Genomic DNA, 16,528 nt, shown 5'->3' on the forward strand with positions numbered 1-16,528 from the left:
ATGGCGAGCGTCAAGGCGAGCGCGGCCGTCTCGCACGTCGGCCGGGTCCGCTCCAACAACCAGGACTCGGGCTACGCGGGCCGGCGTCTGTTCCTCGTGGCCGACGGCATGGGGGGCCACGCCGGCGGCGACGTCGCCAGCGCGATCGCCACCAAGCGGATCGCCGAGGCCGACGGCGACTACGAGAGCTCGCAGGCGGCCGCCGCCGCCCTCGAGGAGTCGCTGCTCTCGGCCAACCGCAGCCTCGAGGAGACCGTCGCCGACCACTCCGAGCTCACCGGCATGGGCACCACGGTGAGCGCCATGCTCGTGCAGCAGGATCGCGTCGTCATCGCCCACATCGGCGACTCGCGGGTGTACCTCTTCCGCTCGGGCGAGCTCAGCCAGGTCTCCACCGACCACACCTTCGTGCAACGCCTCGTCGACGCCGGCCGGATCACGGCCGAGGAGGCGATGGTGCACCCTCGGCGATCGGTGCTCATGCGCGTGCTGGGCGACGTCGAGGCCTCGCCCGAGATCGACACCCTCGTCATCGACACGCACCCCGGCGACCGCTGGATGCTGTGCTCCGACGGGCTGTCGGGCGTCGTGTCGTTCGACGAGCTGCACGAGATCCTCTCCAGCGACGCCGGGGCGAAGCAGGTCGCCGACCGGCTCGTCAAGGCCTCCCTCGACGGCGGGGCTCCCGACAACGTCACGGTCGTCGTCATCGACATCGGCGATCCGCCGGCCCCCGAGACGCCGCCGCTCGTGGTGGGCTCCGCGGCGGCACCCCTCGCCTTCGGCACGGCGCCCGAACCCGTGCGGCGCCCGGGCATCCGCCTCACGCCGTTCCGACCGCACCCCGTGCAGGAGACGCACTTCGAGCCCGACTCGGCCGAGTACTTCGACGAGCTGATCGAGGAGGACGAGCGCCGTCGACGCCGTCGGCGTTTCATGTGGGGCCTCTGGATCGTCCTGCTGATCGCGGCGATCGTCACGGCCTTCGCCATCGGCTACCGGTGGACGCAGACCCGGTACTACGTCGGCGAGTACAACGGCCGAGTCGCCGTGTACCAGGGCATCCAGCAGGACCTCGGACCGATCTCGCTCAACCACCTGCACTCGGAGACCGGCGTCGACATCGCCGACCTGCGCGTGTACGACCAGCAGCGCGTCGAGCAGACGATCAGCGCCGGTTCACTCGAGGAGGCCTTCCGGATCGTGTCCCGATTGGAGGAGTCCGTTGAGTGAGTCAGGCGGCCGGCGCACCGCGGAACGCGCACCCGCGACGGCGAGCGTCCGTCGCATCCGCATGCCGCAGAAGCTCCGGAACCTCGAACTCGGGCTGCTCGTCGCGGCCTGCGTCATCAACGCCGGCGCCATCGTGCTCGTGCAGCTCGGCGCGCTGGGCCGCATCGACACGCAGCTCGTCCTGCTCGGCGCCGGCCTCTCCGCCCTCGTGTTCGGCCTGCACATCGCGATGCGCTTCGTCGCCCGCGACGCCGATCCGTTCCTGCTGCCCATCGCGACGGTGCTGAACGGGCTCGGCATCGCCATGATCTACCGCATCGACATCGCCACCGGCGACGCCGGCTGGGACAGCGCGGCGGTGCGGCAGATCGCGTGGAGCGTCATCGCGATCGTCGCCGCACTGGCCACCATCCTGCTGATCCGCAATCACCGGGTGCTCTTCCGCTACACCTACCTCTCCGGCCTCATCGCCATCGTGCTGCTCCTGCTGCCCCTCGTGCCGGGCCTCGGTCGCCAGGTCAGCGGCGCGCGAGTCTGGATCGGCTTCGGCGACTTCGCGACCTTCCAGCCCGGTGAGATCGCGAAGATCGCCCTCGCGGTGTTCTTCGCCGGCTACCTCGTCCGCAACCGCGACTCGTTGTCGATGGTGGGCCGCACGTTCCTCGGCATGCGATTCCCGCGCGCGCGGGACCTCGGTCCGCTGCTCGTCGTGTGGGCGCTCTCGATGGCGGTCATCGTCTTCCAGCGCGACCTCGGTACCGCCCTGCTCTACTTCGGGCTGTTCCTCGTGATGCTCTACGTCGCCACGAGCCGCCTCTCCTGGGTCGTGATCGGGCTCAGCCTGTTCTTCGGCGGCGCGATCCTCGCGAGCCAGACGCTCGACTACGTCAACGGCCGGTTCCGCAACTGGCTCGACGCATTCAACCCCGAGGTGTACGAGGCCACAGGGGGCTCCTACCAGCTCGTCCAGGGCCTCTTCGGCCTCGCGAACGGCGGGCTCATCGGAACCGGCCTCGGCCAGGGGCGGCCCGACCTGACCCCCGTGCCCCAGAGCGACTACATCATCGCGAGCCTCGGCGAGGAGCTCGGCCTCGCCGGCGTCTTCGCGATCCTCGCCCTCTACGTGCTCTTCGTCGCCCGCGGCTTCCGCATCGGCTTCGCCGGACAGGACGACTTCGGCAAGCTCCTCGGCGTGGGCCTCGCGTTCGTCGTCGCGTTGCAGGTGTTCATCGTCGTCGGCGGTGTGACGCGTGTCATCCCGCTCACCGGCCTGACCACCCCCTTCCTCGCGGCGGGCGGCTCGTCGCTCGTCGCGAACTGGATCATCGTCGCGCTGCTGCTCCGGCTCTCCGACACGGTCCGCAACCACCCGAGGCTGGTGATCGACGGATGAACCGCGAGCTCAAGCGGGTGACGATCGTCGCCCTCCTCATGTTCCTGACGCTCTTCGTCTCGACGACGGTCATCCAGTACGTGCAGGCCGAGAACCTCGCGGCCGATCCGCGCAACGCCCGCACGCTCTACCAGAGCTACTCGGTCGAGCGCGGGCCGATCCTCGTCGGCGGGGAGCCCATCGCCTTCTCCGAGCCGTCCGACGACGACTACAAGTTCCAGCGCGTGTACGCGAACGGCCCGCTCTACGCACCGGTCACCGGGTTCATCCCCGTCAACGGCGAGGCGACCGGGCTCGAGCAGTCCCTCAACGCCGAGCTCAGCGGCCGGTCCGAATCGCAGTTCTTCGACTCGCTCAACCGCATCGTCTCGGGCCAGGACCCCATGGGCGCCTCGGTCGAGGTCGCCATCGACCCGGTGGCGCAGCAGGCCGCGTGGGACGCGCTCGGCGACTACACCGGCGCGGTCATCGTCACCGAGCCGGCGACGGGCCGGATCATCGCGATGGTCACGAAGCCCACCTACGACCCGAACTCGCTCGCGGTGCACAACGGCGCCCAGGTCGAGGAGACCTACGACGCCCTCCTCCAGGACCCGGCCGACCCGCTGTTCAACCGCGCGACCGGTGGCGACATGAACCCGCCCGGTTCGGTGTTCAAGCTCGTGATGACCGCGGCCGCGCTCGAATCGGGCCAGTACACGCCCGACTCGACGTTCCCGAACCCGGCGGAGTTCACGCTCCCGGGCACGAACTCGGTTGTCAGGAACTCGAGCGGCGGCAGCTGCGGCGGCGGCTCCGAGGTCACGCTCGCGACCGCGCTGCGCCTCTCGTGCAACATCCCGTTCGCCGAGCTCGCGCTCCAGCTGGGCGACGACGCCATCCGCGCGCAGGCCGAGAAGTTCGGGTTCAACACGAACTTCACGACGCCGAACCCCACCGAGACGAGCACCTATCCCGCGAACCCCGACGAGCCGCAGACCGCGCTCACCGGCTTCGGGCAGGGCGAGGTGCGAGCGACGCCGCTGCAGATGGCCATGGTCTCGGCCGCGATCGCCAACGGCGGGATCGTGATGAACCCCGAGCTCGTCGACTCCATCACGGCTCCCGACTTCCGCTCCATCCAGGAGTTCGAGGCCTCCCAGTTCGGTCGCGCGATCAGCGAGGAGACCGCCCGGACGATGACCGAGATGATGGTCGCCGGCGTCGAGAACGGCGCCGCGAGTAATGCAAGAATAGACGGCGTCAGCGTGGCCGGTAAGACGGGTACAGCGGAGAACGGCGAGGATGACCCCTACACCTTGTGGTTCACCGGTTTTGCCCCCGCCGACGACCCTCAGTATGCGATCACGGTACTCGTGGAAGACGGCGGGGGACTTGGTCAGGAGGGGTTCGGCAACGGAATTGCCGCGCCCGTGGCGAAACAGGTACTAGAGGCGGTGCTGAACAAATGAGACCGAGCGCTGGGCTCACCTTCGGAGGACGGTACGAACTCCAGTCCCGGATCGCCATCGGCGGTATGGGCGAGGTCTGGCAGGCCACCGACCTCGTCATCGGGCGGCAGGTCGCCATCAAGATCCTGAAGGACGAGTACCTCGGCGACCCGGGCTTCCTCGAGCGCTTCCGCGCCGAAGCTCGCCACGCCGCCCTCGTGAACCACGAGGGCATCGCCAATGTCTTCGACTACGGCGAGGAGGAGGGCAGCGCCTACCTCGTCATGGAGCTCGTGCCCGGCGAGGCGCTCTCGACGATCCTCGAGCGCGAGCACGTGCTCTCGACCGACAAGGTGCTCGACATCGTCGCGCAGACGGCGTCGGCCCTGCAGGCCGCGCACGCCGCGGGTCTCGTCCACCGCGACATCAAGCCGGGCAACCTGCTCATCACTCCCGACGGCCGCGTGAAGATCACCGACTTCGGCATCGCCCGGATCGCCGACCAGGTGCCGCTCACGGCGACCGGCCAGGTGATGGGCACGGTGCAGTACCTTTCACCCGAGCAGGCGTCCGGACACCCTGCGTCGCCGACCACCGACATCTACTCGCTCGGGATCGTCGCGTACGAGTGCCTCGCCGGACGACGACCGTTCACCGGCGAGTCGCAGGTCGCGATCGCGATGGCGCAGATCAACGAGACGCCGCCCGACCTCCCCGTCACGGTGTCCGAGCCGGTGCGCAACCTCGTCTACGCCTGCATCGCGAAGAACCCGGCCGACCGGCCGCAGACCGCGGCGCACCTCGCGCGTGCGGCGAACGCGCTGCGGCGAGGCGATGTCCGCGGTGCGGCCACGGCCGTTCCCGCGGTCCTCGGCGCCGCAGCCGGTGCGACCGCCGCCACCGCGCTCCTGCCGCAGCAGGGCGCGAACACCGCGGCGACCACGGTCCTCCCGGCAGGTGCTGCCGGCGCGGCGATGACCACGACCGAGACCGAGGAGGAGACGGCCGAGCCGCAGAAGAAGCGGAGCCCGTGGACCTGGCCGCTCATCGTCCTCATCGCACTGCTCGCGCTCGTGCTCATCGGCACGCTGATCGCCCTGGCCGTGAACAGCGGCGACGACCCCGACCCCACCCAGAGCACGACGCCCGCGCGCACCACGACGAGCGCGCCTCCCACGACGACGACCCCGCCGCCGCCCCCGCCGACGACCGCGGCCCCCGAGACCGTCACCGTCGATCGTGCCGCGTACATCGGCCGGAACGTCGACGAGGTCCGCGCCGAACTCGAGCAGGCCGGCTTCGCCGTCACGACCCAGGAGGGTCAGCCCGCCGACACGGCCGCGCAGGCCAACACGGTCTCCGACGTGAACCCGAGCGGCACCCTCACGGTCGGCTCGGCCATCACGGTGACCTATCTCACGTCGCCCGCCGCACCGAGCGCCCCGTCGAGCGCCCCGACGGTCCAGCCGGCCGACCCCTCGCCCGGCGAGCCGGTGAACGTGAGCTGGCCGGCCGCGTCCTGTCCGGCCGGTCAGGAGCTGACCGGCTACCAGGTGTCGGTCGACGGCGCCTCGACCTCCGTCTCGGGAACGAGCTTCCAGTTCTCCGCGTCGGAGCAGTCGGGCACCACGCACCAGGTCACGTACCTGTACACCTGCAGCGGTGGCGGGTCGTCTCCGGCGTCCCCGGCGGCGACGGTCACCGTCGGCGACTGAACCACAGCCGAAGTCCACCACGATGGGAGGCACCGTGAACGATGACGGACGCATGCTCGCGGGACGGTACCGCGTGGGCGCCCTCATCGGTCGCGGCGGCATGTCCGACGTCCATGCCGGCACCGACATGCGACTGGGCCGCCAGGTCGCCATCAAGCTCCTGAAGCCGCAACTGGCCACCGACCCGGCGTTCCGGATGCGCTTCCGCCAGGAGGCCCAATCGGCGGCGCGGATGGCGCACCCGACGATCGTGCGCGTGTTCGACGCCGGCGAGGAGACGGTGCGCGATTCGTCCGGGCAGGAGGTCCAGCTGCCCTTCATCGTGATGGAGTTCGTCGAGGGTCGCCTCCTCAAGGACATCATCCACGAGGGTCCGCTCGACCCGCTCGCGGCGGCCCGCGTCATCGACGGCGTGCTCACCGCGATCGAGTACTCGCACCGGGCGGGCGTCGTGCACCGCGACATCAAGCCCGGCAACATCATGATCAGCACCACCGGCCAGGTGAAGGTCATGGACTTCGGCATCGCGCGCGCCGTCTCCGACTCGGCGACGACGGTCGCCCAGACCACGGCGATCCTCGGGACCGCGTCGTACTTCTCGCCCGAGCAGGCGAAGGGCGAGACGGTCGACGCCCGCACCGACCTCTACAGCACGGGGGTCGTGCTGTTCGAGATGCTCACGGGGCGCCCGCCGTTCCGCGGCGACACCCCGGTCGCGGTCGCCTACCAGCACGTGAGCGAGCGTCCCGTCAAGCCGAGCGTGATCAACCCGAAGGTCTCGCCGGCACTCGACTCGGTGGTGATGCACGCGCTCGCGAAGGACCGGAACGTGCGGTACCAGACCGCGGCCGAGTTCCGTGCCGACGTCGATGCCGCGGCATCCGGTCGCCTGCCCTCGCAGCGGAAGACCGACGAGGCGGCCATGTTCTTCGGCACCCCGACCGGGGCGTTGTCGACCTCCGAGCTCGCACTGCGGCAGCTCACCGAGGACGACACGATGTCGCGCACGCAGCGTCGCCCTCCGGCGATCTGGATCTGGTCGGGCATCATCGCGGTCGTCGTGATCGTCGTCGCCGTCATGTACTGGGCGTTCAACCTCCAGCCGTCCGACGATCTGCCGTCGAACTCGCGTGAGGTCCCGAGCCTGGCGGGGCTGACCTGGGAGGAGGCGGCGAACGAACTGCAGTCGTTGACGCTGCCGGCCACCAAGATGGAGGAGACGAACGACACCATACCGGCCGGCGAGGTCATCCGGACCGAACCGGCAGAAGGCGAGATCGTCGACACCGGCACGCCGGTGAACGTCTACATCTCGACGGGCCGTGAGGCGGTGACCGTCCCCAACGTCGTGAACAAGCCGCTCGAGGAGGCCAAGGCCGACCTCCAGGCGGCCGGCCTGGTCGCCGGCAGCGAGACCCGGGAGAACTCGCCGACCGTCGCCGAGGGCATCGTGCTCGCGACCGACCCGGCTGCGGGCGCGTCGACGGAGGCGGGCGGCACGGTCAACTTCCGGATCTCGAGCGGCCTGGTGACGCTGCCCGACCTGACCGGTCAGTCGCTGCAGGCCGCCTCCTCGTACCTGGGCACGTCGACGCTCCAGCTGAGCGCGGTTCCGGTGCCCGACTCGAGTTGCGCGTCGGAGGCGGGCTCACCCGTGATCCGGCAGTCCCTGCCGCCGGGCGACGTGCCGCAGAAGTCCGAGGTCGAGCTCGCGTACTGCGCGGGCTGAGTCGCTCAGTCGGCGGCCCGCACGAGGGGGTTGAGTGAGCGCGCGCGCTCCTTCGCCTCGGGCAGGCCCGCGACCTCGAGCCAGTTCCCGAGCATCCGGTAGCCGCCTTCGGTGAGCACCGACTCCGGGTGGAACTGGACGCCGAAGATCGGGGCCGACTCGTGGCGCAGTCCCATGATCACCCCGCCCTGCGTGCGGCTGGTGACGACCAGCTCCTCGGGCACCGTTCCGTCGACGACGGCCAGCGAGTGGTAGCGCGTCGCCGTGAAGGGCTGCGGAACCCCCTCGTAGAACGCGCTGTCGTCGTGCGTGATCCGGGACGTCTTGCCGTGCATCAGCTCTTCGGCATTCGTGACCGTCGCCCCGAACGCCTCGGCGATCGCCTGGTGACCGAGGCACACGCCGAGCAGCGGCTGCCCCGAGTGCAGGGCGGCCTCAACGACGGGAATGGACACGCCGGCGTCGGCGGGCTTGCCGGGGCCGGGCGAGATCAGCACGCCGTCGTACTCGGCCATGCGCTCGGCGACCTCGGGCGTCGCGATGTCGTCGTTGCGCACCACGTCGGTCTGGGCTCCGAGCTCCTGCAGGTAGCCGTTCAGCGTGTAGACGAAGCTGTCGTAGTTGTCGATGACGAGGATCCGGGTCATTGCTCCACCGTGACGTCGATTGGATTGATGATGCCGTCGACCCAGGGGAAGACCCAGGTGAACAGGACGAAGACCACGCCGGCGAGGATCGCCAGCAGGAGGACGACGCGCACCCAGGCCGGGCCGGGAAGGATGCGCCACAAGGCACCGTACATCATGTTCCCCATCCCGCAACCTCGGCGGCGATCTCGGACGGCGGCCCGGCGTCGGCAGCCTGCCACGATTCGAGCACGCCGTACGCGATGATCCGCTCGGCGGTCGAGCCCAGCGGGTTGCAGCTCGTGAGCGTGACGATGCGGTCGGTCGGCGTGACGTCTGGGCGGTGGGGCACGGCCGCGAGCACCGCGCTCGTCTCGGGGGTGACGTACTCGAGGTCGCGGAATCGGTAGGTGTACCAGCCGTCGCGCGTCTGGATGTGGATGGCGTCGCCGAGCTGCAGCTGGTCGATCTCGTGCATCCCGCCGCCGTACGCGCTGCGATGCGCGGCGATGGCGAAGTTGCCGACCTCGCCGGGCATCTGCGTGCCCGGGTAATGGCCGACACCCGCCGTGGCGCTGTTGAGCACATCGAGGCCGACGCCCTCGGCGATGGTGCGTTGCGACCCCTCTCCGAAGCGCGGCACGTACATGATCGCGAACGCGTCGCCGTTCGCATACGCGGTCGCGTCGACGACGGGGTCGCCGTGGTCGGCGGCATCCGTCGCCGGCATCGCGGACGGCTCACCCGCGCGGGGGCCGGCCCGGGCTTGCTCGAGCCAGTCGGTCGAGAGATCGGATGCCGCGCGGGACTGCTGCGACGCCATGATGGGATCGTTCCACCAGAGCTGCCATCCGAGGAAGAGCAGGGCGATCGCGCCCGCCGTGAGGAGCAGTTCGCCGAGGACGCCGACGACGCGAACACTCGGGTGGGTCGTGGGCTCGACACCCAGCCGATCGGCGACTGCGTCGCGACCGGCATCCCCGTCGAGCCCGCCACGTGGCATGCGGACGATTCTATTCGGCGCCGCCGACCGGTCCCGCCGTGCGTCTGCGCACCCGGGATCGGGTACCGCAGGCTGTTCGACTAGAATCTCCCGCATGGCACGCACGAAATCTTCGAAGCCCGCTCGCGCGGAGCAGCCGAGCGGCGAGGACGCGCCGAATCCCGTCTGGTTCAAGCCCGTCATGTTCGGGTTCATGCTCCTGGGCCTGCTCTGGATCATCGTCTTCTACGTGAGCCAGGGCGCTCTCCCGGTCGCGGCGCTGGGCTCGTGGAACATCCTGATCGGCTTCGGCATCGCGTTCGTCGGCTTCCTCATGACGACACGCTGGCGCTGACGGCGATCCTTCGAGGCGGGGCGGATGCTGCGGCAACCGCCCCGCCTCTTGGCGTCTCTGCACAGGGTTATCCACATCATCCACAGCTTTGTCCACATCATCCACACCCTGTGGAACGGGGTCATCCGCGTAATTCCGGACATCGTGTGGAATCACACCCGTGTAACTCTCCCCAATTGTGGACAGCGTTGTGGATAACCCGAGGCCGCTCCCGTGTCAGGGGTCGTCAGAAGACGGGGAACACGAAGTACCGGAGGCTCAGCACGAGCAGGATCACGGTCAGACCGATCAGCAGTCCGACCTGGAGCCCTTGCTGATCGCGCTTGCGGGTCTCGACGAAGATGAACCCGACGAGCGCACCGGCCACCAGGCCGCCGAGATGCGCCTGCCAGGAGATGTTGAATCCTGGGATGAAGCCGATGACGAGGTTGATCCCGAGCAGGATGAGCAACTGCGTCGCGTTGCCGCCGAGCCGGCGCTGGATCACGAGGAAGGCACCGAGCAGGCCGAAGATCGCGCCGGACGCGCCCACGACGCCGGTGCGCGGATCGCCCAGCCAGAGGACGCCGACCGAGCCTGCCAGCCCGGAGATCAGGTACAGCGACAGGAACCGCCACCGGCCCAGCAGCCCCTCGAGGAGCTGGCCGAAGATCCACAGCGTGTACATGTTGAGCAGCACGTGGAAGATGAGCCCGGTCGAGTGGACGAACACCGAGGTGAGCATTCGCCATGGCTCGAAGTTGCCCGGGATCGAGTACACGCCCGCATAGAGCAGGCGATCCGTGACGGCGAGGCCGGGGACGAGCTGCAGCACGTAGACGGCGAGGGTGATGCCGATCAGGGAATACGTCACGACCGGCGCGCCGCGCCCTGCGGCTGAACGCGCGCGCGTCAGCACCGCGGGCTTCGTGCGCGGAGCCGACGCCCGCTGCTCTCGCATGCACTCGGGGCAGATGACACCCACGGGCGCGGGCGTCTGGCACTCACCGCAGATGGTTCGACCGCAGCGCTGGCACAGCACGAAGCTCTGCCGGTCGGGATGCCGGTAGCAGAAGTTCGAGCGCTGGGGCGCCGCGTCGGTCACCGCTCGGTCAGAGCTGCTCGACGGTGATCTTCTCGATCACGACGTCGTCGAGCGGACGGTCGCGGCCGTCGGTCGGCACCGACGCGAGCTTGTCGACGACGCCCTGGCTCGCGGCATCCGTCACCTTGCCGAAGATGGTGTGCTTTCCCTGCAGCCACGTGGTCGGGCCGACCGTGATGAAGAACTGCGAGCCGTTCGTGCCGCGGCCGCCCTGGGTGCCGGCGTTGGCCATCGCGAGCACGTAGGGCTCGGTGAAGTCGAGCTCGGGGTGGATCTCGTCGTCGAAGCGGTAGCCCGGACCGCCGATGCCCTGTCCGAGGGGATCGCCGCCCTGGATCATGAACCCGGGGATGATGCGGTGGAAGACCACGCCGTCGTAGAGCGGGTCGGTCGAGGTCTGCCCGGTGCCGGGATGCGTCCACTCGATCTCGCCCGTCGCGAGCCCGATGAAGTTCTGGACCGTCTTGGGCGCGTGGTGGCCGTAGAGGTCGACCTTGATGTCGCCGTGGTTCGTGGTGATCGTCGCGACTGCGGTGGGATTCGGCATAGCGACGATTCTCTCACGTGAGGATTCGGCCCGCGGTATGCAACCCCCTGCACTCCCACCCCATTTCCAGCCCGTTCGGTGGCAGGATGGAGGAGTTCGCTGCACAACGATGGAGGTCGAGATGAGCCTGTCACGCAAGCGCCGGAAGGAACTCAAGCGGCTGCGCAGCAGTGCAGAGGAACTGTGGGGGGACCAGCAGGACGTGCTGGACCACGCGAGCAGGGTCGCGCGTGAGGCGCGGCGGCAGCTCGGTTTCCTGACGCAGGAAGAGGTCGTTCCGCGGGTGCGGTCGGGCTACGAGAGCTACGTGCGGCCCGGCTTCGACCGCGCGCGTGTCGCGGCGCGCGGTGCGGGTGAGTCCGTCGAGCGCACCATCGGCAGCGCCGTCGGCTCGCTGCTCTCGATCGGCGACATCGCCAACGACACGCGTGTTCGGCGTGCGCTCGAGCGCGTGTCGCCGCGCGGCGTCGTGGTCCAGCAGAAGACGGGCCCCGGTGTGGGCACCTATCTCGCGATCGGGGCGGGCATCGTCGCGGCGGCAGGCGTCGCCTACGCCGTCTGGCAGACGTTCCGGGCCGACGACGAGCTCTGGGTGGCCGATGAGGAGTCGGCGGCCACGTCCGGCGCTTCGGGCACCTCGAGCGCGTCCGCCACGTCGGGCACCGCGCCCTCGCCGGTGATCTGACCCACGGTTGCTCGAAGGCCCCCGCTCCGCTCGTTCGGACCGGGGGCCTTCGTCGTGCGCCCACGACCGGATCTCAGTGCGCGCACGGAACTTCTCGATGATTCCGGATGCATGCTTGCGGAACCGGCGCGAAACCCGCTAGGTTCATTGCTCGGCCCGCCATTCCGGCGAAGCCCCGAAAGCGAGAGGAGGCGAGACCACCATGAAGATGCCGCATCACGATGATTCCATCCGCTCGGAGGTCGCCTCCTGCGTCGCGCCCTCCGGCGCCTGCTGACGTCGCGCTCTCTGCGCTGACCGCAGGACCAATGCCCGCCTGACGAGCCCAGCTCCGCATCCCGAGCCGGCCTCCATCGCACCGGCGTCTGCTCCGCCCGCCACGTTCCGAGGCGTGCGCGAGCCGCCGGCTGGCTCCCAACCGGATGCTCGCGTCCCTTCCGCCCTGACCGGCGGTGGATGCCGCGGCTTGCCGCGCTGGAGCGCCTCACCTCACGTCTCCTCACGGCCCGTGCACCCGCGCGCGCCATCCGTTCGCACCACCATCCGATGAAGGAATCACCGTGAACACCTCACTCACCGTCACCACGTCGACCTCGCAACAGGCCGCAGCCGTGCGTGCCGAGGCCGGTCGCCTCAGGGAGCGCCTCGCGCGCCGCGCCGGTCTCGCACTCCTGGCATGGAGCCGCGCGGCGGAGGCTCGTCGCAGCAGCGACGATCTCGCGCGGCGCACCGAGCTCGAGCGCGACGCGCGTCGCCTGCGAGACGACAACTTCACCACCCTCGCGGTGCTGGCCAGGACGCTCTGATCGTCATGACCGCCGCACAGGAGCCGATCGGAACGGCCCCGTCCGCTCGTCGGACGGGGCCGTTCCCGTGTCGGCGGCCGGCGCCGGCGGCCTCAGTTGCGGGGCAGCACCCCGTCGGCCGGCTCCTGGTCGTTGAACCGGAGCGCGATGTCGAGCAGGCTCACGCGCGTGAGCGAGGCGACGTCGGCGAGGGGGAACCAGCGCGCTTCGTCGCTCGAGCCGCCGACTTCGTTGCGCAGCTCGCCACCCACCACGCGCGCGCGGTAGACCACGCGCATGGCGTACAGGGGGGCGGTGCCGTGGTGCCGCTTCGCGGCCGGCACCACCATGGTGTCGATGCCGAGGAGGCGTTCGATCTCGGCCTCGTAGCCGGTCTCCTCGAAGATCTCGCGCCTGGCGGCCTCGACCGGGTGCTCGGGGAGCTCGATGCCCCCGCCCGGCAGGGTCCATGCTGACCGGCCGTGCTCGTTCCAGTGGGACAGCAGGATGGCCCCGTCGCGGATGATGACTCCGTACGCGGCGATTCGGATGTCCATCCCGCCACTGTACCCGTCGCGGAATCAGCCGCCCCAGAGCACGAACCCGCCGTGTGGCAGCACCGGCAGCGCCACGAGTCCGAACGTCGATCCATCCGTCGCCGTCAGTTCGACCCACGCCGACTCGATACCGTCGAGTGCGCCTTCACCACGGGTTCGCGTGTGGGTCCAGAGCGCATCGGCGTCGGTCGCAGTGAGCACCCAGCAGCCGGTCGCACCGCCGGCATCGGGTGCGAAGCCCTCACCGAACGGCCCGGTCGAGAACATCGTCGTCGTGCCGGAGACGATGCCTCCGACGTCATCGGGAAGCCGAGGCACGATGCCGGTCACATCGCCCAGCGGAGTGCCGGGCTCGCCCTCCGGACCCGGCGGGCGGCAGATCGCGTACCGCTCGGCATCGTAGATGCGGGCGTCGGCGTCGAGCCAGGCCGACACGGGGATGGTCCACGGTGCGGTGACGAACGCGTCGGCCTCCACCCCGCCCGACCGCACGAGTTCGAGCCCGTGCTCGTTCAGGCGGAGACCGACCGGGGCTCGCCCATCGTACGAGATGAGCACAGTGCCATCCGCGTAGACGAACACCCATCCTGCGTGGATGCGGCTCCATGCGGTGACGACATCTGCCGGGTCGCCCGTCGGGGCGCCGGCTCCGGGGCCCGCAGCCTCCTCACGGACGGCGCCGGCGGGCGCGGACGGCGTTCCGTCGAGGCTCATGAGTGCGGCTGCGCCGAGCGCGGCGGCGGTCAGCGAGGCGACCAGGGCGTACGCGGTGCGGCGACGACGGGCATGGCGGCGCGCTTCGGAGATCGCTCCGTCTTGGATCAGGGCCGGCGGGAGGTCCCGCACCTCGCGAATCGCGGGTACCGGAATCTTGGGGCGTCGTGGTCTTGGATTTCCTCGTCCGTCGGACTGCTGACGGTCTGGCGGGCGGCGGGCTGTCGAGATGGTCATTTGCCCTCCAACCGATGAAACTATTATCATTAGCATCATGATCGATGTCAAGCTCGATCGACGCGATCCGACCGACCTCTACGAGCAGGTTGCCGCCGAGATCCGGCGGTCGATCGCCGAAGGCGACGCCGGGCCCGGCGACCGTCTCCCGCCGGCGAAAGACCTCGCCGCGGTGCTCGGCGTGAACCCGAACACGGTGCTCCGTGCGCTCCGGCTCCTCCGCGAGGAGGGCCTGCTCGAGTTCCGCCGCGGGCGCGGCGTCTCGGTCGTCGCGGCACCCGAGCGCGGAGCCGTCGTGCAGCGCACGCGCGAACTCGTCGAGTTCGCCCGTCGGTACGGCTACTCCCGACAGGACGTCATCGATCTCATCCTCGACCTCCCCGACCCGGCGTCCGCCTAGGCTGACCGCAACGCGAGCAGCGTGGTCTGTCCGTCACCGCCGTGCCGGGGAGAGGGCCGCCATCCGACCTGCCGGGCCGCCTCCGCCGCGGGCGGATACTGGGCACGATTCAGCTCGATGAGCACCAGTCCGTCGGGGCGCAGCCATCCCGTCAGTTCGTCGACGAGCGCCCGCACATGATCGAGCCCGTCCGCGCCCGCGAAGAGCGTCGCCGCCGGTTCGTGGTCGAGCGCCTCGCGCGGCACGAATCGTTCGGCCTCTGTCGGCACGTAGGGCGGCACGGATGCCACGAGCGTGAGCCGTCCGCGGAGCGGCGACGGCACGCCGGCGAGCCCGTCGCTCTCGTACACCCCGGCGCCCGTCGGGAGGTTCCGTCGCGCGTAGCCCAACGCGACCGGATCGAGATCCGCCGCATGCACCTCGGCGGTCGGGATCGCGTTCGCGACGGACGCCGCGATGGGCGCGACGCCGCAGAAGGGCTCGAGGACGACGGGGTCGGCCTGGTCGCGCGCGGCTCGAATCGCCGCGCTCGCGAGCAGGAGCGAGCGTTGCCGCGGGACGAACACTCCTTGCCCTACCGCGAGCCGCAGCCGACCGAAGCCCACCCATCCGACGAGCATCTCGAGCGGCGCGCCCGCCTCACGGCGAGCGACGAGCGACTCCAGTTCGGTCGCGTCGTTCCCGGAGCGCTCGAGGAGGATCGCGGCCTCCTCCTCGGCGAACACGCACCCGGCGGCACGCAATCGATCGACGAGCGCGTCGGACGAATCATCCACAGAGTGGAGCCTAGGACGTCCGCACACCGACCTCCGTGTGCGAGGCCGACGCCACGACCGGAGCGACACCGCAGAACGGAATCGAGCTCGACCGGGTCGGCCCGCGGCCGCGTCCACGGGGTTGCACGCGAGTCGGCGGCTCGGACGCGAGGATTCCGAGCCGCCGACGACGGTGCCGAGAAGCGTCAGGACGGCTCAGCCGCCGCAGATCCCCCGGGCGATCTCGTTCTTGCCCTGGCCGCCGGCGAACTTGACGACGTCTCCGACCTTCGTGAAGCCGAGGGCGCCTTCCGTGTTGATCGTCTTGTGGATCTGGCCGAAGCAGGCGGCGTCGGCGGGCGCAGCGTGCGCGGCGCCGGCGAAGCCGAACGTGGCGAGGGCGGCGATGAATCCGGTGGCGAGAATGCGCTTCATTGGACTTCCCCTTCGATCGGCGGGTGCCTATTCACCCGATACCGATACTTCTCATCGCAGCGCCGGTTCGGATGCACCCGGCGGTCGATTTTTCCGGAAGCGCCGGCGGCAGGTCGGGGAGGTCGACGGCCGGGCGAGAGCCACGCGCATCGGACGAGCGCAGGGGGAGTGGACGCCGTGCGATGACCGGCGTGTCACGACACTGTGGAGCCTAGGAGATTCGAACTCCTGACATCCTGCTTGCAAAGCAGGCGCTCTACCAACTGAGCTAAGGCCCCCGGGCGGATGCCGCGGCATCCGGTTGTGGAGTTGTCGGAGTGGGGATACGAGGACTTGAACCTCGGACCTCTTCGTTATCAGCGAAGCGCTCTAACCGCCTGAGCTATATCCCCGAATTTCGGCCGAAGGAAAGACTACCCGAAGGGTCGTGAATCTCCGAATCGAGCCGAACGCTGCGGATCAGTTGTTGGTGAAGCCCACCAGGATGCCGCCCGTGATCTTGACGCTGAGGTTGTACAGCACCGCGACGACGGCGCCGAGGGCGGTCGTCACGACGAGGTTCAGCAGCGACACGACGATCGCGAAGCCCATCACGTTGCCGATCGACAGGATGGAGCGAAGATCGGTGCCGGCGCCCGCGACATCCTGCACCAGGCTGTTCAGGTTCTCGAACAGGCCGGTCGACTGCACGATCGTGAACACGAGGAACGACGCCACGATGTTCACGACCGCGAGGCACACCGCGACCAGGAACGACAGCTTCACCGCCGACCAGAAGTCGATGTAGACCAGGCGCAGCCGCACCTGCTTGGCGGGGGGCTTCCGGTTCGACTTGCCGGCCAGTTTCTCGGCAACGCTACTCATGA

19 protein-coding genes and 2 tRNA genes are annotated in these 16,528 nt (G+C 69.6%); 9 read left to right on the forward strand and 12 right to left on the reverse strand.

Annotated features, from left to right (window positions below):
* The 5 genes from ACZ4TW_RS01990 (at nucleotide 1) to pknB (ending at nucleotide 7,500) form a co-directional block, all read left to right on the forward strand.
* On the forward strand, nucleotides 1–1,233 hold the full coding sequence (locus ACZ4TW_RS01990; protein WP_465539632.1) for a PP2C family protein-serine/threonine phosphatase: 1,233 nt from the start codon (nucleotides 1–3) through the stop codon (nucleotides 1,231–1,233).
* Between the two features lie 61 nt (nucleotides 1,234–1,294).
* Nucleotides 1,295–2,626, forward strand: a complete 1,332-nt coding sequence (locus ACZ4TW_RS01995; protein ID WP_465540251.1) for an FtsW/RodA/SpoVE family cell cycle protein — start codon at nucleotides 1,295–1,297, stop codon at nucleotides 2,624–2,626.
* The gene (locus ACZ4TW_RS02000) at nucleotides 2,623–4,077 is read left to right on the forward strand and encodes a peptidoglycan D,D-transpeptidase FtsI family protein (RefSeq protein WP_465539634.1); all 1,455 of its coding nucleotides are present in this window, start codon (nucleotides 2,623–2,625) and stop codon (nucleotides 4,075–4,077) included. The genes ACZ4TW_RS01995 and ACZ4TW_RS02000 overlap by 4 nt, the downstream gene beginning before the upstream one ends.
* Entirely contained in the window at nucleotides 4,074–5,771 is a 1,698-nt protein-coding gene (locus ACZ4TW_RS02005) for a serine/threonine protein kinase (RefSeq protein WP_465539636.1), read from the forward strand. Before ACZ4TW_RS02000 ends, ACZ4TW_RS02005 begins: the two co-directional genes overlap by 4 nt.
* Before the next feature lie 22 nt (nucleotides 5,772–5,793).
* Nucleotides 5,794–7,500, forward strand: a complete 1,707-nt coding sequence (gene pknB / locus ACZ4TW_RS02010) for a Stk1 family PASTA domain-containing Ser/Thr kinase (RefSeq protein WP_465539638.1) — start codon at nucleotides 5,794–5,796, stop codon at nucleotides 7,498–7,500.
* A 5-nt stretch (nucleotides 7,501–7,505) separates the two neighbouring features.
* Here pknB and ACZ4TW_RS02015 read toward each other — a convergent pair whose 3' ends face one another.
* From ACZ4TW_RS02015 to ACZ4TW_RS02025, 3 genes are read right to left on the reverse strand one after another with little or no spacing between them, the layout of a single operon-like run.
* Entirely contained in the window at nucleotides 7,506–8,147 is a 642-nt protein-coding gene (locus ACZ4TW_RS02015; RefSeq protein WP_465539640.1) for an anthranilate synthase component II, read from the reverse strand.
* On the reverse strand, nucleotides 8,144–8,305 hold the full coding sequence (locus ACZ4TW_RS02020; protein ID WP_465539642.1) for a hypothetical protein: 162 nt from the start codon (nucleotides 8,303–8,305) through the stop codon (nucleotides 8,144–8,146). Before ACZ4TW_RS02020 ends, ACZ4TW_RS02015 begins: the two co-directional genes overlap by 4 nt.
* Entirely contained in the window at nucleotides 8,302–9,129 is an 828-nt protein-coding gene (locus ACZ4TW_RS02025; RefSeq protein ID WP_465539644.1) for a class E sortase, read from the reverse strand. Before ACZ4TW_RS02025 ends, ACZ4TW_RS02020 begins: the two co-directional genes overlap by 4 nt.
* Before the next feature lie 94 nt (nucleotides 9,130–9,223).
* Between ACZ4TW_RS02025 and ACZ4TW_RS02030 the strand changes: the two genes are divergently transcribed.
* Nucleotides 9,224–9,463, forward strand: coding sequence for a cell division protein CrgA (locus tag ACZ4TW_RS02030; RefSeq protein WP_465539646.1), 240 nt, complete (start codon nucleotides 9,224–9,226; stop codon nucleotides 9,461–9,463).
* A 226-nt stretch (nucleotides 9,464–9,689) separates the two neighbouring features.
* Here the strand turns inward: ACZ4TW_RS02030 and ACZ4TW_RS02035 are convergent, their stop codons facing one another.
* Together ACZ4TW_RS02035 and ACZ4TW_RS02040 are read right to left on the reverse strand one after the other, a co-directional pair.
* A complete protein-coding gene (locus tag ACZ4TW_RS02035) occupies nucleotides 9,690–10,547 on the reverse strand; it encodes a rhomboid family intramembrane serine protease (protein ID WP_465539648.1) in 858 nt (285 codons plus the stop codon).
* A gap of 7 nt (nucleotides 10,548–10,554) precedes the next feature.
* The gene (locus ACZ4TW_RS02040; protein ID WP_465539650.1) at nucleotides 10,555–11,094 is read right to left on the reverse strand and encodes a peptidylprolyl isomerase; all 540 of its coding nucleotides are present in this window, start codon (nucleotides 11,092–11,094) and stop codon (nucleotides 10,555–10,557) included.
* A 121-nt stretch (nucleotides 11,095–11,215) separates the two neighbouring features.
* Between ACZ4TW_RS02040 and ACZ4TW_RS02045 the strand changes: the two genes are divergently transcribed.
* Both ACZ4TW_RS02045 and ACZ4TW_RS02050 read left to right on the forward strand, forming a co-directional pair.
* Nucleotides 11,216–11,779, forward strand: a complete 564-nt coding sequence (locus ACZ4TW_RS02045) for a hypothetical protein (protein WP_465539652.1) — start codon at nucleotides 11,216–11,218, stop codon at nucleotides 11,777–11,779.
* Between the two features lie 560 nt (nucleotides 11,780–12,339).
* The gene (locus tag ACZ4TW_RS02050) at nucleotides 12,340–12,585 is read left to right on the forward strand and encodes a hypothetical protein (protein ID WP_465539654.1); all 246 of its coding nucleotides are present in this window, start codon (nucleotides 12,340–12,342) and stop codon (nucleotides 12,583–12,585) included.
* A 92-nt stretch (nucleotides 12,586–12,677) separates the two neighbouring features.
* On the opposite strand, the gene ACZ4TW_RS02055 is transcribed toward ACZ4TW_RS02050, so the two are convergent.
* Both ACZ4TW_RS02055 and ACZ4TW_RS02060 read right to left on the reverse strand, forming a co-directional pair.
* Nucleotides 12,678–13,121 carry an NUDIX hydrolase gene (locus ACZ4TW_RS02055; RefSeq protein WP_465539657.1) on the reverse strand — a complete coding sequence of 148 codons (444 nt, stop codon included), beginning with the start codon at nucleotides 13,119–13,121 and terminating at the stop codon, nucleotides 12,678–12,680.
* A 24-nt stretch (nucleotides 13,122–13,145) separates the two neighbouring features.
* A complete protein-coding gene (locus ACZ4TW_RS02060) occupies nucleotides 13,146–13,967 on the reverse strand; it encodes a hypothetical protein (RefSeq protein WP_465539659.1) in 822 nt (273 codons plus the stop codon).
* Nucleotides 13,968–14,109: 142 nt separating this feature from the next.
* Here ACZ4TW_RS02060 and ACZ4TW_RS02065 point away from each other — a divergent pair, with 142 nt between their 5' ends.
* Nucleotides 14,110–14,472, forward strand: coding sequence for a GntR family transcriptional regulator (locus ACZ4TW_RS02065; RefSeq protein WP_465539661.1), 363 nt, complete (start codon nucleotides 14,110–14,112; stop codon nucleotides 14,470–14,472).
* Here ACZ4TW_RS02065 and ACZ4TW_RS02070 read toward each other — a convergent pair.
* The 5 genes from ACZ4TW_RS02070 to ACZ4TW_RS02090 all read right to left on the reverse strand — a co-directional run bounded on the left by ACZ4TW_RS02070 (nucleotide 14,469) and on the right by ACZ4TW_RS02090 (nucleotide 16,526).
* On the reverse strand, nucleotides 14,469–15,248 hold the full coding sequence (locus tag ACZ4TW_RS02070) for a N5-glutamine methyltransferase family protein (protein ID WP_465539663.1): 780 nt from the start codon (nucleotides 15,246–15,248) through the stop codon (nucleotides 14,469–14,471). The two genes, ACZ4TW_RS02065 and ACZ4TW_RS02070, sit on opposite strands and share 4 nt — an antisense overlap.
* Before the next feature lie 195 nt (nucleotides 15,249–15,443).
* On the reverse strand, nucleotides 15,444–15,662 hold the full coding sequence (locus tag ACZ4TW_RS02075; protein WP_465539665.1) for a hypothetical protein: 219 nt from the start codon (nucleotides 15,660–15,662) through the stop codon (nucleotides 15,444–15,446).
* Between the two features lie 205 nt (nucleotides 15,663–15,867).
* Nucleotides 15,868–15,940 (reverse strand) — tRNA-Ala (locus ACZ4TW_RS02080).
* Nucleotides 15,941–15,980: 40 nt separating this feature from the next.
* Nucleotides 15,981–16,054: transfer RNA gene (locus ACZ4TW_RS02085), tRNA-Ile, on the reverse strand.
* Nucleotides 16,055–16,121: 67 nt separating this feature from the next.
* Nucleotides 16,122–16,526, reverse strand: coding sequence for a DUF3566 domain-containing protein (locus tag ACZ4TW_RS02090; RefSeq protein ID WP_465539667.1), 405 nt, complete (start codon nucleotides 16,524–16,526; stop codon nucleotides 16,122–16,124).
* Between the last annotated feature and the right edge of the window lie 2 nt (nucleotides 16,527–16,528).

This window comes from Agromyces sp. NPDC029043, assembly GCF_055564615.1.

Excerpts from the sequence above, each read along its gene's own strand:
- ACZ4TW_RS01990 (WP_465539632.1), top strand. The coding sequence starts at position 1 with ATGGCGAGCGTCAAGGCGAGCGCGGCCGTCTCGCACGTCGGCCGGGTC.
- ACZ4TW_RS01995 (WP_465540251.1), top strand. The coding sequence starts at position 1,295 with ATGCCGCAGAAGCTCCGGAACCTCGAACTCGGGCTGCTCGTCGCGGCC.
- ACZ4TW_RS02000 (WP_465539634.1), top strand. The coding sequence starts at position 2,623 with ATGAACCGCGAGCTCAAGCGGGTGACGATCGTCGCCCTCCTCATGTTC.
- ACZ4TW_RS02005 (WP_465539636.1), top strand. The coding sequence starts at position 4,074 with ATGAGACCGAGCGCTGGGCTCACCTTCGGAGGACGGTACGAACTCCAG.
- pknB (WP_465539638.1), top strand. The coding sequence starts at position 5,794 with ATGGGAGGCACCGTGAACGATGACGGACGCATGCTCGCGGGACGGTAC.
- ACZ4TW_RS02015 (WP_465539640.1), bottom strand. The coding sequence starts at position 8,147 with ATGACCCGGATCCTCGTCATCGACAACTACGACAGCTTCGTCTACACG.
- ACZ4TW_RS02020 (WP_465539642.1), bottom strand. The coding sequence starts at position 8,305 with ATGATGTACGGTGCCTTGTGGCGCATCCTTCCCGGCCCGGCCTGGGTG.
- ACZ4TW_RS02025 (WP_465539644.1), bottom strand. The coding sequence starts at position 9,129 with ATGCCACGTGGCGGGCTCGACGGGGATGCCGGTCGCGACGCAGTCGCC.
- ACZ4TW_RS02030 (WP_465539646.1), top strand. The coding sequence starts at position 9,224 with ATGGCACGCACGAAATCTTCGAAGCCCGCTCGCGCGGAGCAGCCGAGC.
- ACZ4TW_RS02040 (WP_465539650.1), bottom strand. The coding sequence starts at position 11,094 with ATGCCGAATCCCACCGCAGTCGCGACGATCACCACGAACCACGGCGAC.
- ACZ4TW_RS02045 (WP_465539652.1), top strand. The coding sequence starts at position 11,216 with ATGAGCCTGTCACGCAAGCGCCGGAAGGAACTCAAGCGGCTGCGCAGC.
- ACZ4TW_RS02055 (WP_465539657.1), bottom strand. The coding sequence starts at position 13,121 with ATGGACATCCGAATCGCCGCGTACGGAGTCATCATCCGCGACGGGGCC.
- ACZ4TW_RS02065 (WP_465539661.1), top strand. The coding sequence starts at position 14,110 with ATGATCGATGTCAAGCTCGATCGACGCGATCCGACCGACCTCTACGAG.
- ACZ4TW_RS02075 (WP_465539665.1), bottom strand. The coding sequence starts at position 15,662 with ATGAAGCGCATTCTCGCCACCGGATTCATCGCCGCCCTCGCCACGTTC.
- ACZ4TW_RS02090 (WP_465539667.1), bottom strand. The coding sequence starts at position 16,526 with ATGAGTAGCGTTGCCGAGAAACTGGCCGGCAAGTCGAACCGGAAGCCC.